Here is a 13239-nt window from a genome sequence, read left to right on the forward strand (position 1 = left end):
CCCCATCGCGAACCCGACGCGCCCGAGCTTGGCCGGCTGGCCGGGACCTGCGGCGCCGGGCCGCTCGTGTGCTCTATCGGATGCATCGTTCGTTCGGGGTGTCACGGTGGGACCTCCAGCTCGCGTGTTCTGCCGACACCCACATACTACTACGTATTCGTAGAAGCGGATCGGTTATCGACTGAGGCGACTTCGCGCGGCTGGCGTCATCGGGCGGAACTCTCAGGCGCCCCTGTCGCCCTGCTCAGCTCGTGGGGGCTGTGGCGTCGTGTCGCAACCGACGCCGCAGGGCGCGAAGGCCACCGGCTGGGCGGGCGGCGAGCCAGCCGGCGGCCAGCGCGCAGGTGATCAGGTTGGCGGCGGTCTGACCCACGCCGGCGAGCGCGCAACCTGACCAGGCCAGCGCCAGGGCGAGGGTGAGGCCGTACACGGGGACGGCGCTGCGCCGGGCCTCGGGCGGGGCGGGATGTTGCAGCCGGTGGATGCGGTAGCGCAGCGCCGGGGCGTCGAGGTCGTTGAAACCGGCGACCGCCGGTCGGGCGCGGGCGATCGCGACCCGGGCCAACGCGGACAACAACGTTCGGGCGCCGACGGCGCGGGCCGCGGCGTCATCGGCGGCGGCCTCCAACTCGCGGCGGAGCAGAGCCCACGCCGGGCTCACCCCGGGCATCCACCGGTAGGTCCGGGCCAGCGCGGAGCCCACCACGAGTAACCGGGCGTGACCCAGGCGCAGATGTGCGGCCTCGTGGGCGAGCACGGCCTGCTGCTCATCGGGTGAGAGCAGCTGCAGCAGTCCGTCGGAGACGACCACCCGGGGCCGGAGCAGCCCGGCGACGTAGGCGAGCGGTTCGGCCGCGGGCAGCACCCACGCGCATCCGCCGCCGGGCAGGGGGGCCCGCCGGCAGGCGGCCTGGACCAAGCCCCGCGGAGCGGTGTCGCGGGCGTGTCGAACGGCGGTGACCGTGTGCCAGGTGAGCGCGCCGAGCAGGACCACGGCGAGGCCCGCCTCGACCACTCGGGCGGCGCCGGAGGCCAGCGCCGGCCAGCAGCCCGTCACCCCGGGAACGGCGATGCCGCCGCCGAGGCACGCGAACACGACGATCGGCAGCAGCGCGAGATTGACCAGCGCCAGCAGCGCGATGCCGGCGACCAGCCGGGGGTCGCCCCGGCGGGCAAGCCGCTTGCGCGGGCGGGGCGCGGGGACCCCGCGGGTGCTCAGCGCCGGCAGCAGGGCGGTGGGCGTCCTCATGGCGGCGGCGGGTCCGGGTGCAGGATCGCGGCCAACTCCTCGAGCAACGCCGGGTCCGCATGTTCGCTCAGCAGGTGCGCGAGCACCGCGCGGCGATCGGTCGCCGCTAGCAGCAGACGATCGATCGCCTGCGCGGTGAGTTGGTCGTGGTCGCCCGCCGCGCGGTAGAGGTTGCGCTGGCCATCACTGGAGCGCTCGACCAGGCCCTTGGTGGTGAGCCGGGAGAGCACCGTCAACACCGTGGTCGGGGCGCGCGACGGCCCGGGCAGTCGCGCCGCGACCTCCTGCGCGGTGAGCGTGGTACCGGCCTCCCACAGCTGGCGCAGGACCTCGGCCTCGAGCTCACCGAGGCGCCGGCCCGCGATATCGAAGCGCACCACCCGCGTCTGCCTCCCTCGCTGCTATGGACCAGGGCCCTCTACAACACTGTAGAGCCAGCGGCGCGAAATCGGGCCGGGAGATTGATCGAGAGGGAGGTCACGCGCCTGGCCCGTGGACGCAGGGCTGGATGTGCAGGCAGGCAGCCAGCGCGGAGGCGTTGTCCGCGGCCATTGCCCGTGCCACCACGATCAGGTCGGCCACCCGCGGGTCGACGACCCGGTAGTGACAGAAACGGCCGTCGCGGCGCGCTGCGATGTAGCCGCAGTCGGACAGGCACGCCAGATGCGCCGAGACCCGCCCTTGGGACAACCCGATGCGGGCGACGCATTCGCTCACGGTGTGTTCGGTGGTGAGCAGGAACTCCAGCAGGCGCAGCCGGGTCGGGTCCCCCAGCGCGCGGAAGAACTTCGCCACCACCGCGACCTGCTCGCCGGTATCCCCGAGCAGGGAGACCCCAGCCACTGGCGGCGGAGGCGCGGGCGCGGCGGTTCGTGGGGTGATGGTGCGCACGTTGCCGGCCATGGCTTTCCAGTTCCTTCCGCGACCTACTCATCCGCCTGGACGAATACTACAACGCGCCATACATTCGGGAATGCGGATTGGACGGTTCGCAGGCGGGTACCTCACACGCCGGACCACCGGCCGCGTTCACCCGCCTGCCCCGGGCACCGGAGCAGTGCTCGGCCCCACCGCACGGACTGCAGGAGGTCCCTTGTGATCGAGCCCCCAGCCATCGACCTGGCCGTGATCGGGTCCGGGGGCGCGGCGATGGCCGCGGCCATTACCGCCCGCCAGGCCGGGAAGACGGTGGTGCTGATCGAGGAGGGCACCCTGGGCGGCACCTGCGTCAACGTCGGGTGCGTGCCGTCCAAGACGCTGCTCGCCGCCGCCGGGGCACGGCACGGCGCGTTGAGCAACCCGTTCCCGGGCGCCCCGACCTCGGCCGGCCCGGTGGATCTGGGCGCCCTCGTCGCGCAGAAGGACGAGCTGGTCGGGGCGCTGCGCCAGGCCAAGTACGCCGCCGTGGCCGACGCCTACGGGTTCGAGGTGCGCCCCGGCCGGGCCCGCTTCCTCGACGCCGACACCCTCACCGTCGACGGGGCAGTACTGCCGGCCCGGGCGTACCTGATCGCCACCGGTGCCGCCCCGGCCGACCCGCAATTACCCGGCCTGGACGCGGTCGACTGGCTGACCTCGACCACGGCGATGGACCTGAGCGAGGTGCCCGAATCCCTGATCGTGATCGGCGGCGGCTACGTCGGGATGGAACAGGCCCAGCTCTTCGCGCACCTGGGCAGCCGGGTCACCCTCATCGGGCGCCTGGCCCCCGCGGCCGAACCCGAACTCGCCGAAGCGCTGCGTGCGGTGTTCACCGACGACGGGATCACCCTGATCGAGGATCGCGCCGCCACCGTCGAGACCGAGGGTGGCCGGGTCGTGGTGGTGACCCGGTCCGGTCAGCGCGCGCGAGCTGCGCGGTTGCTGGTGGCGACCGGCCGGGCGCCGCGCACTGCCGCGTTGAACCTGGACGCGGCCGCGGTGAAGACCGATGACCGCGGCTTCGTCCTCGTCGACGCCCACCAGCGCACCTCCAACCCCGCCGTCTTCGCCGCCGGGGACGTGTCCGGGGCACCGCAGTACGTCTACGTCGCGGCCGCCGCGGGGCGGGTGGCCGCGCTGAATGCCACCGGGGCAGCGGGCGAACGCCCGGCGAGCGTGGACTACACCGGGATGCCCGCGGTGGTGTTCACCCGCCCACAGCTCGCCTCGGCCGGACTCACCGAGGCCCAGGCGCTGGCCGCCGGGCACCGCGCCGACACCCGAATCCTGGACCTGGCCGACGTGCCCAGGGCGCTGGCCAACCACGACACCCGCGGCGTCGTCAAGCTCGTCGCCGACGCCGACACCGGGGCAGTGCTGGGCGTACACGCCGCCGCCGAGTCGGCCGGGGAGATCATGCTGGCCGCCACGTACGCGATCAAGGCGCGGATGACCGTCGATGAGATCGCCGACACCTGGGCGCCGTATCTGACCATGGCCGAGAGTCTGCGCCTGGTCGCCGGGCTGTTCCGCAACGAGATGCCCACCTCCTGTTGCGCCTGAACACCCGCGCCCTGGGAAGGAGCACCGGGAAATGAGCACCCACTCCCACCACGCCGAGACCAACCACGTCGATTCCGGTGTGCTGGCCACTCGGCTCGCCGCCGCGTTCAACGGCGGCGGGGCCAGCAGGGCCCGCCCCTGGCTGTGGCGCCCACTGCTCCAACTCCTCGCCCGGGGCGAGCCGGTGAGCCTCGATCGGATAGCCGAGGCCACCGGCCGGACCCCCGAACAGGTCCGCGAAGCGCTGGCCGCGAACCCCGACACGGAGTACGACGTCCACGGCCACGTCGTCGGCAGCGGCCTCACCCAGAACCCGACACCGCACTGCTTCGAGGTCGACGGGCGCAGCCTGTACACCTGGTGCGCGCTGGATACCCTGATCTTTCCCACGGTCCTGGACCGGCCCGCGCAGGTCATGTCCCCGACCCCGGGCAGCGGTGAGCTGGTGCGCGTGGGCGTGGACCCCATCGCGGGTATCACGTCGTTAGATCCGGTGACCGCGGTCGTGTCCGTCCTGATCCCCGGCACCGGGGCCGGGGTGCGTGCGTCGTTCTGCAACCAGGTCCACTTCTTCGCCGCCCCCACCCTGGCCGCCGGCTGGCTCACCGAACACCCTGGCGGAGTCGCGATAGGCGTCGCGGACGCGTTCGAGCTGGGCCGGCGCCTGGCCCGGGACCTGGCGCCGGGCACCCCGTCCGCCGCCGGACCGCACGGCCCACGACCCGGCCCCGCCTCATTCGATTCTCGCGAAGGAGACGCATGACGGAGCAGTTCGATGTGATCGTCATCGGGATGGGCCCGGGCGGGGAGGTCGCCGCGTCCCGGCTGCTGAGCGCCGGACGCCGGGTCGCGGTCATCGAGGCGGAACTGATCGGCGGCGAGTGCGCCTACTGGGCGTGCATCCCGTCCAAGACCCTGCTGCGCCCACCCGAGGCGGCAGGCGAGGTCGCCCGCGCCGCGGGCGTAGACGGTGCCCGCCTGGACTGGCCCGCGACCCGCACCTACCGGGACTACATGATCCGCCACCTCGACGACACCAACCAGATCAGCGGCTACGAGAAATCCGGCGCCACCGTCATCAAGGGCGCCGCCCGCATCACCGGGCCTGGCACGGTCGAGGTCGACGGGCGCGTGCTGAACGCGGCCGACATCATCATCGCCACCGGCTCCACGGCCGTCCTCCCTCCGGTCGCGGGGCTGGAAACCGTCCCGGTGTGGACCAACCGGGAAGCCACCACCGTCACCGAGATCCCCGCCCACGTGGTGATGCTCGGCGGCAGCGCCGTCGGAACCGAACTCGGAACATTCCTGCACCGCTTCGGCGCCCAGGTCGCCATCGTCGAACGTTCGGCGACGCTGCTCTCGCGGGAGGACCCACGGGTTGGGGAAATCCTCGGCGCACGGATGCGCGCCGAAGGCATCGACGTGCGCACCAGCGTCACCGCCACCCGCGCCCACCGCGAGGGCACCGAGACCGTGATCACCCTCGACGACGGCACCGAATTGCGCTGCGACATCGTCGTGGTGGGCGCCGGGCGCCGCCCCCGCACGACCGATCTGGGTCTGGACACGCTCGGCGTCACCCTCGGGGACAAGGGCGGAATCGCGGTCGACGAACACTGTCGCGCCGGCGACGGACTGTGGGCGGTCGGGGACGTCACCGCGATCATGGCCTTCACCCACGTCGCCAAATACCAGGCCCGCATCGCCGCCGACGCCATCCTCGGACGCCCGCATCCGGCAACCTATGAGGGCATCCCGCGGGTGGTGTTCACCGACCCCGAGGTCGCCGCCGTCGGGCTGACCCCCGCCCAGGCCGACCAGCAGGGCCTGCGAACCGCGAGCGTCGAGCTCAACCTGGCCGACGCGATCGCACGGCCGTGGACCTACGAACAGGATCCTCAGGGCCACCTGGGGCTGCTCGCAGACCACGACAAGGGCGTACTGCTGGGCGCCTGGGCCGTGGCCCCCATGGCCGGGGAGTGGATCCACCAGGCCGCCCTGGCGATCCGCACCCGAATCCCGATCGACGTCCTCCTCGACCAGGTCGCCCAATTCCCCACCTACAGCGAAGGCTTCCACGCAGCCCTGGAACAACTCGATCTGCCCGCATACCGCTGAAGACGACGCCGAGTATGGGTGGGCGTGCGCCCGCGCCGTACTCCCACGGCAGGCGCCCCCGGCCCGACACCGGTCGATACCGCTGCCCCGGACAACCGCGGCGGCGTCCCTGGCCTCACCCCATCCGTGACCGGCAGCATCCGCAGCGCGGGGAGTGTGACGCCGAAGCAGCGCACTCCCCGCGTCGCGGGCCGCTGCTCAGCCGGTCAACCCCCGGCCTTGACCATGGTCTGCCCGCAGCAGCAGGACGGGGCTTGCTGGCCCTGGCAGTTCGCCGGGGCCGCCTTCGTCACGGTCAACTCACACCCGCAGTCCTCAAGCGGACACCGATAGATCTCGCCCTTACGAAACGGCATGGATCTCACCTCCTCATCGTTTGATTCGACTGCGAAGCTAGAACCCGGACCCGGGGGCCAGGTCAACTGCACGGTCGGAGGAGACCCAGATGATGCGGCAAGGACTGACCATCGGGCAGGCCGCCCAGGCCGCGGGGTTGACCCGCAAGGCCGTCCGGGTCTACGAAACCCGGGGCCTGCTGCCGGTAGCCGATCGCACGGCGGCCGGCTACCGCCTCTACAACTCGACCGACATCGAGTTGCTGAGTTTCATCCGCCAGGCCCGCACCCTCGGCCTGCGCCTGGACGACATCCGCGTCGTGCTGGACATCAAGAACGGCGGAAACGCACCGTGCAGCGCCGTGCGGGATCTACTCGACACGCGCATGGCCGAGATCGACGCCACCGTGCGGGAACTGCTCGCACTTCGCGACACCCTCACCGCCGTACGCGAAGGTGCCGACACCTGTCCCGACAACACCGCCACCGTCTGCCCGATCATCGAGGACGCGGAACCGGACAACACAGCACGGGGCTCTTCTCCCCCACAACACCCGCAGCGGCAAAAGGATCCATCGGCCCGATAGCCGAACCCCCACTGGTACGCCAATGACGGACAGTCAGATGTGCCCGGCCACGCTCGCCGCGGGGGCCCACAAGCCCGGTCCTTTCGTGTCGTCCCGGAAACGTCGGTGCTGCCGGACAGCATCGCCTACGCCCGGGTGTCCACCGACGCCCAGGACCTCGAAGCGCAGCGCCAAGCCCTCGCGGGACGCGGAGTCGGCCCGAGCGGGTCTACGTCGACCACGGCTTGACCGGGCACGGCCTGCCGACCTGCCGGGACTGCGCGGGGTCCTCGCGGCCTGTCGGGCTGCGCGCCGCGGGCCATTGGGGCCGACTCTGCGTTCAGAGGACAAGTCCCCGGACACGCCGGGGCGATTCACTCCGATCTTCGTTCTCGTTGTTCTATTCACCGCCACTTACCTTTGCAACCGCCAATTCACCGTTGCTAACCGCTATTGCCGGCCTCTCACTCCAGCACTCAACTCTTTCGCTCCAGGTCAGCAGACATATGCATTCTTCGAATGTACGGTGGTCGCCGTCCGGCTTTATCGGGGAGGGCGTTGCGACGGTGTTGAGTTCGGCGAAGATCGGAACCGCCTCATGGCGGTACTACACCGCCGGCGTCGCCTGCGCGGCGACCGAGTTCTACCTCGGGATCGGCGAGGCCCCGGGCCGGTGGTCGGGGCGCGGCCTACCGGAGTTGGGTCTGGACCCGGGCGCGACGGTGCGCGAATCGGAGCTGGAGGCATTGTTCGCGCGGGCGCTGCACCCGGTCACCGGCGCGCGGTTGGGGCGGGCGTGGCGGCAGGACGGGGTAACTAGGTTTGACTTGACGTTCTCTGCGCCGAAGCGTCAGTTCGCTGTGGGCGTTGGGAGATTCGGATACCGCAGGTGCTGTTCGAGCCGCACACCGGGCAGCCGTGGCGGCGGCCATGACGTACCTGGACACGCACGCATCTTGGTCGCGGCGCGGCATGAACGGGGTGGAACAGGTCGCCACGTCGGGCTTGGCGGCGGCGAGCTTTGAGCACCGGACCAGCCGCTGTGGTGACCCGCAACTCCACACCCACGCGTTGGTGGTGAACAAGGTCCGGTGCGAGGACGGGCGGTGGCGCACTCTGGATGCCACCGAGCTGTATCACCACAAGAAATCCGCGGGCGTCATTTATCACGCGGCCCTGCGCAGCGAATTGCACGCGCGCCTTGGTGTCGTCTTCGAGGAAGCGAATGCCCACGGCCAAGCAGAGATTTTCGGGATCCCGGCCGGGCTGGTGAAGCTGTGGTCGAAAAGGACCGCGCAAATCGAACCCGAAGCCGCGACGAAAATCGCTGAATACGAGAGCTCTCTCGGCCGGTCACTCACATCTGCCGAGCAGGCCGCGGTAACGAAAGCGGCGGTGTTGAAGACCCGCCCAGGCAAGACGCACCCCGATCCGGCGACGCTGGCTCAGTCGTGGGCCGTCGAGGCCGAGCGCGCCGGCTACCGGCGTGAGGAGTTTGTCCGGGTTCCCGAAATCGCCCCCGCCGATGAGTCGCATCGGGCCTGCGAAAGTCCGCGCCGTCGCTCTGCGGGCCGATTGCGCACACAGATGGACATGCAACGCCATCGCCATGCCGTACCGCGGTCGGCAGTCCTCCTTTCGCGCACATCTACGTGCGCGCGACCCCCGGCCGTTCGTATCCGTCGGCCCATGCGCAGGAGGCACTCATGATTGCCGCAGAGCAGTCAGGCGCCCAACCACCGGTTCTGCTCACCGTCGAGGACGCCGCGCGCGCGATGGCCGTCGGACGCACTACCATCTACCAGCTTCTGGCTGCCCGATCTCTGCGCTCGGTCAAGATCGGTAGCGCCCGCCGGATCCCACTCGATGCCATCCGCGACTACGTCGCCGACATCAGCGCGGAGCAGGCCAGGACCCGGCGTTGAGCCGCAGCGCCAACGGCCGATCGTCGATCCATGAGGGAGCCGACGGCTATTGGCACGGATGGGTCACCGTCGGCGTCCGCCCAGACGGCACACCGGACCGTCGACACCGCATGGCCCGCACCAAAGCAGAGCTCACCACCAAGGTGCGCGAACTCGAAAAGAAGCGCGACGCCGGACAACTGACGCCAGCGGGGTCAGTGCCCACCGTTGCGGAGTGGCTGCGGACGTGGCTGGACACCATTGCGCCGCGGACCGCGTCCGCGACGACCATCGAGACCGTCTACCGTCCACGGGTCGAGCGGTGGGTGATCCCCCGCATCGGCGGGCACCGACTGGACCGCCTACGTCCGGAGCATCTGGACGCCCTATATCTGGATCTGGCCGCCGCGGGACTAGCGACCAAGAGTGTCCTGATGGTTCACCAGATCCTCAGCCGCGCGTATCGCATGGCGATGCGCCGCGGAATCGTCGGACGTAACATCACCGCCTTCGTCGACCCACCACGGCACCGCGAGCCCGAGATGAGTCCCCTCACTCAGGACGAGGCTCGCCGCATCCTCACCGCCGCAGCCGACGTGCCGAACAGCGCCCGGTGGTCGGTCGCACTGGCACTCGGCCTCCGCCAGGCGGAGGCGCTGGGCCTGCGCTGGCAGCACGTCGACCTCGACCGCCAACAGATCCGGGTGTTCCAGCTGCGACAAGAGCCGTATAGGCACGGCTGCGAACAACCCGCGGTCTGCGCCGAGGGCCGCCACCGGAGCCGATGCGGATCGGGCTGCGCTGGCCACGCCCGCTACTGCCCCCAGCGAGTCGGCGGTGATTGGCGGTTCCATGAACCGAAAGGCGGCAAAGCCCGCACCATAGTCCTGCCCGCTCCATTGGCCGACCAACTGGTCCAACACCGCGCCGCTCAGGACGCCGCGCGGACCGCCGCCGGGCCGATGTGGCACAACCTCGACCTGGTCTTCACCCAACCGGACGGCCGGCACCTCAGCCCCGAGCAGGACTGGCGAGCCTGGAAGGGCCTACTCAAGGCCGGCGGCGTGCCCGACGCCCGACTTCACGACGCCCGCCACACCGCCGCCACGCTGCTGCTGGAGCAGGGGGTCGACATCCGTGTAGTCCAGCAGATCCTCGGGCACTCCTCCCTGGCCGTGACTAAGCGCTACACCCACGTCACCGACACCCTCGCCCGCCAGGCCGCCGACCGGATGGGGCGGGCCCTGTGGGACTGATCGGTGGCGGGCCAGCGGTCGGCGAGAACGGCCTGGACGCTGGCGGACGCCCCCAAACGGGGACGGCCGCCGCTACTGAACTGCTACTAGAACTGCTACTAGGCCGCGCCGCGAACCACAACTCGACCGAGTCGAAACCGGCGTTTGCGCAGGTCAGCGCGGTGCCCGGGACGGGATTTGAACCCGTACTCCCTTGCGGGAAGCGAGGTTTAAGCTCGCCGCGGCTGCCAGTTACGCCACCCGGGCAGGATGGGGCGGGCTCACGTTACCGAGCATGGGCCGGTGTGGAGCGGAAGGAGCTCTGTCGTGCCGGTGCGAGGACCGCTGCGCGGGCTGCTCCTCGCTCTGATCGCGGGCGTCACCGCGCTGGCGGTGGTGACGGGGTGGGTCCACACCCAGATCGCCGACGACCGGGCCTTCGCCAACCGCACCGTCGACGCGCTGGCCCAGCCGGAGGTGCGGCAGGTGGTGGCCGCGGCCGTGGCCGACGAACTCGCGGTCCGGGTGCCGCGAGCCCTTGAGTTCCGCCCGGTCATCGAGATCGCGGTGGAGGGCGTCGTGGCCTCCCCGGCGTTTCGCGGTGTCTTCGTCGCGGCCGTCCGCGACCTGCACCGCACGATCCTCGACGGCAGCGACGAGACGGTCACGCTGCGCCTGGTCGACCTGGTGCTCGTGGTCAAGACCCAACTGGCCGTGCTCAATCCCGAGCTCGCGGACCTGATCCCCGACGATCTCACCGACTCCCTGGTGCAGATCTCCGCCGACTCCCTCCCCGGAGGTTCGCTGCGGAGCCTGGACGGGGCCTCGCGGGCCGCGCCGGTCCTGCCGATCGCCGCGCTGGGCCTGCTCGGGGCCCTGGTCCTCACCGGCGGCTACACCCGCCGCACGCTGGCGACCGGCGGGGTGGCCGTGGCGTGCGGCGCGGCCCTGGGGTACGCCCTGCTCGTCGGCACCGCCGCCGTCCTGGGGAGGAGAATCCGCGGCGCCCTCGGCCCGCAGGCGGACATCGTGGAGTCCGCGATCCGCGCGGAACTGCTCGACGGCGCGGGCTACGTCGCGACCCTCGCCGGGTCCGCCGGGCTGGTCTTCGCCGGCAGCGTACTGCTCAGCGCACGTGGGGTGCGCCCGCTGGACCTCGTGCACCTGGCCCGCCGGACGTGGCTGCGGGGACGGGGGCGCGGTCGGCGGACGGTCGAGTGGGTGGCCCTCGCGGTCCTCGGCGCCTGGATGGTGCTGCAGCCGGAGGCGGCGCTGCGCGCGGGCGTCGTCGTCACCGGTACCGCGCTGGTGACGGTCGCGGTCGGGGAGATCCTGCGGCTGACGTTGCCGGACGCCGCGGCCGACCCGCCCGTGGACCCGGCCCGGGATTCGGCTCGCGCGCGGCGCGCGTGGCGCCTGCATCCGGCGGTCGCGGTCGCCGTGATCGCCACCGTGTCCGGCGCCGGCGTCGCGGTGGCGGTGACCCAGGGCGGCGGCAGCGGCGACGCGCGGTCGCGGCAGGCGGTGACCGACCCGCGGTGCAACGGGAGCGTGCTGCTCTGTGACCGCCGCCTGGACGCCGTCGTCCTCGCGATGACGCACAACTCGAACTCGGCCACGTCCGACGGTTACGTCAAGGCCAACCACGTGACCGGGATCCGGTCGCAGCTCGACGCCGGCTACCGGGGGCTCGCCCTCGACGTGTACGCCGGACTGCGCAATCCCCGGACCCCGAACGTCGTCATCACCGACCGCACCGTGCCGAGCGGTCCCGAGCGTGCGGCGTTGATCGCGGACATCGGAGCCGCTGCCGTGCGGGCCGCCGAGGAGATCCGCGACCGAGCGCTGGCCGCCGGCGGCGAGCGGGACCTCTACCTGTGCCACGCACTGTGCGAGATCGGCGCCACACCGGCCGAGCGGGAGCTGCGCGGCATCCGGAAGTGGATGGACGCCCACCCCCGCGAGGTGCTGGTGATCGTCGTGCAGGACGAGGTGCCCGCCGCGCAGATCCTCCCGGTTTTCGAACGCGCGGGCCTGGCCCGGCTCGCGCATCGTCAGGACCTCGAGGACCCGTGGCCGACGCTGGGAGAGCTGATCGACTCCGGTCGGCGGCTGGTGGTTTTCGCGGAGCAGTCCGGCGGCGAGGCGCCGTGGTGGCACGCGGCGTACCGGTACCTGCAGGAGACCCCGTTCTCGGTCGCCCGGGTCGAGGACTTCTCCTGCGCACCGGCCCGCGGCGGGACCGATCCCCGGTTGTTTCTGGTCAACCACTTCCTGTCCCCGCCGAGTCGCGCCAAGGCCGAGAAGGCCAACGCGGCGCCGGTGCTCGCCGAGCGCCTGATTCGGTGTCAGCAGGAGCGCGAACGACTGCCGAACCTCGTCGCCGTCGACTTCCACGCGACCGGCCAGGTGCTCGAAGTGGTGCGGAGGCTCAACGGTGTCCCCGCTCCGACGGACCAGGGCCCCGGCTCTCCGGTTTCGTGACCGGGTCGGCCGCAGCGACGGCCGCCGCCCGCCCGAGCACGGCGTCGAGCATGGATTCGGTCAACTTGCCGGTGAAGGTGTTCTGCTGGCTGGGGTGGAACGAGCCGAGCAGCAGCAGCTCGCCGGCCGGGCCGTCGAGGGTGTACTCGGCCGCGTGCCCGAACTTCGGCTTCGGCCGCGGGATGACGACGCCGTTCGCGGCCAGGGTGGCGAGCGCCGCCTCCCACCCGAACGAGCCGAGGCAGACGACGGCGCGGACGTGCGGCAGCACCATCGCGACCTCGCGGTCGAGCCAGGGCCGGCACGCGTCGCGCTCGTCGTTCGTCGGCTTGTTCAGCGGCGGGGCGCAGCGGACGGCGGCCGCCATGCGCGTGGAGATCAGGCGCTGACCGTCCCCCGCGTGCGTCGAGGTCGGGATCGCGGCCAGCCCGACCCGGTGCAGCGAGGCGAACAGCCAGTCGCCACTGCGGTCGCCGGTGAAGATCCGGCCCGTGCGGTTCCCGCCGTGCGCGGCCGGGGCCAGACCGACGATCAATACCCGAGGCTGGTCGTCCCCCCACCCGGCGATCGGCCGACCCCAGTACGGCTCGTTGATGTACGCCTTCCGCCGCTCGACCGCGACCTGCTCCCGCCACGCCACCAGCCGCGGGCAGGCCCGGCACACGGACTGACGTGCCGTCAGCTCCGCCAGGTCGGGGGCGCTCCTCGCCAGCTTCCGGACCGCGGCCGCCGTCCCGGCCACCGGCGTCGCCGCCGTCGCCGGGTCGTCGGGCCACCCGGTGCCCGGTAGGACGAACGGCCGACGATCACTCACCCACCGACATTAACAGCCACCCGCCCGCGACCGTCCGCACCGTCGAC

Annotated in this window: 11 protein-coding genes, 1 tRNA gene and 1 pseudogene; 8 read left to right on the plus strand and 5 right to left on the minus strand. The window is 71.6% G+C overall.

Going from position 1 to position 13239, the window contains the following annotated elements; translation table 11 throughout:
- Positions 1 to 244: 244 nt before the first annotated feature.
- The 3 genes from SPOPO_RS32265 to SPOPO_RS0102660 all read right to left on the minus strand — a co-directional run bounded on the left by SPOPO_RS32265 (position 245) and on the right by SPOPO_RS0102660 (position 2152).
- Complete coding sequence (locus SPOPO_RS32265; RefSeq protein ID WP_019873233.1) at positions 245 to 1249, minus strand: M56 family metallopeptidase; 1005 nt, start codon at positions 1247 to 1249, stop codon at positions 245 to 247.
- A complete protein-coding gene (locus tag SPOPO_RS0102655) occupies positions 1246 to 1629 on the minus strand; it encodes a BlaI/MecI/CopY family transcriptional regulator (RefSeq protein ID WP_019873234.1) in 384 nt (127 codons plus the stop codon). Before SPOPO_RS0102655 ends, SPOPO_RS32265 begins: the two co-directional genes overlap by 4 nt.
- Positions 1630 to 1726: 97 nt before the next feature.
- Positions 1727 to 2152, minus strand: a complete 426-nt coding sequence (locus SPOPO_RS0102660; protein ID WP_084670855.1) for an ArsR/SmtB family transcription factor — start codon at positions 2150 to 2152, stop codon at positions 1727 to 1729.
- 192 nt (positions 2153 to 2344) lie between these two features.
- Here SPOPO_RS0102660 and merA point away from each other — a divergent pair, with 192 nt between their 5' ends.
- From merA to SPOPO_RS0102695, 7 genes and pseudogenes are all read left to right on the plus strand, one after another.
- The gene (merA, locus tag SPOPO_RS0102665) at positions 2345 to 3733 is read left to right on the plus strand and encodes a mercury(II) reductase (RefSeq protein ID WP_019873236.1); all 1389 of its coding nucleotides are present in this window, start codon (positions 2345 to 2347) and stop codon (positions 3731 to 3733) included.
- 31 nt (positions 3734 to 3764) lie between these two features.
- On the plus strand, positions 3765 to 4496 hold the full coding sequence (gene merB / locus SPOPO_RS27350; protein WP_019873237.1) for an organomercurial lyase MerB: 732 nt from the start codon (positions 3765 to 3767) through the stop codon (positions 4494 to 4496).
- Complete coding sequence (locus SPOPO_RS0102675; protein WP_019873238.1) at positions 4493 to 5854, plus strand: dihydrolipoyl dehydrogenase family protein; 1362 nt, start codon at positions 4493 to 4495, stop codon at positions 5852 to 5854. The genes merB and SPOPO_RS0102675 overlap by 4 nt, the downstream gene beginning before the upstream one ends.
- Before the next feature lie 445 nt (positions 5855 to 6299).
- Positions 6300 to 6776: a heavy metal-responsive transcriptional regulator gene (locus SPOPO_RS0102680; protein WP_019873239.1), complete on the plus strand. Its 477-nt coding sequence runs from the start codon at positions 6300 to 6302 to the stop codon at positions 6774 to 6776.
- A gap of 485 nt (positions 6777 to 7261) precedes the next feature.
- A pseudogene (mobF, locus tag SPOPO_RS35475) lies at positions 7262 to 8465 on the plus strand (MobF family relaxase).
- Positions 8462 to 8680, plus strand: coding sequence for an excisionase family DNA-binding protein (locus SPOPO_RS0102690; RefSeq protein WP_019873241.1), 219 nt, complete (start codon positions 8462 to 8464; stop codon positions 8678 to 8680). Before mobF ends, SPOPO_RS0102690 begins: the two are co-directional and overlap by 4 nt.
- Positions 8677 to 9915, plus strand: coding sequence for a tyrosine-type recombinase/integrase (locus SPOPO_RS0102695; RefSeq protein WP_211210839.1), 1239 nt, complete (start codon positions 8677 to 8679; stop codon positions 9913 to 9915). The genes SPOPO_RS0102690 and SPOPO_RS0102695 overlap by 4 nt, the downstream gene beginning before the upstream one ends.
- Positions 9916 to 10077: 162 nt before the next feature.
- Here the strand turns inward: SPOPO_RS0102695 and SPOPO_RS0102700 are convergent.
- Positions 10078 to 10161, minus strand: a tRNA-Leu gene (locus SPOPO_RS0102700).
- Positions 10162 to 10221: 60 nt separating this feature from the next.
- Between SPOPO_RS0102700 and SPOPO_RS32270 the strand changes: the two genes are divergently transcribed.
- Complete coding sequence (locus tag SPOPO_RS32270; protein ID WP_019873243.1) at positions 10222 to 12378, plus strand: phosphoinositide-specific phospholipase C-related protein; 2157 nt, start codon at positions 10222 to 10224, stop codon at positions 12376 to 12378.
- Here SPOPO_RS32270 and SPOPO_RS0102710 read toward each other — a convergent pair.
- Entirely contained in the window at positions 12326 to 13192 is an 867-nt protein-coding gene (locus SPOPO_RS0102710; RefSeq protein WP_019873244.1) for a uracil-DNA glycosylase, read from the minus strand. The two genes, SPOPO_RS32270 and SPOPO_RS0102710, sit on opposite strands and share 53 nt — an antisense overlap.
- Positions 13193 to 13239 lie beyond the last annotated feature (47 nt).

Origin of the sequence: Sporichthya polymorpha DSM 43042 (assembly GCF_000384115.1) — a bacterium.
Classification (GTDB): Bacteria; Actinomycetota; Actinomycetes; order Sporichthyales; family Sporichthyaceae; genus Sporichthya; species Sporichthya polymorpha.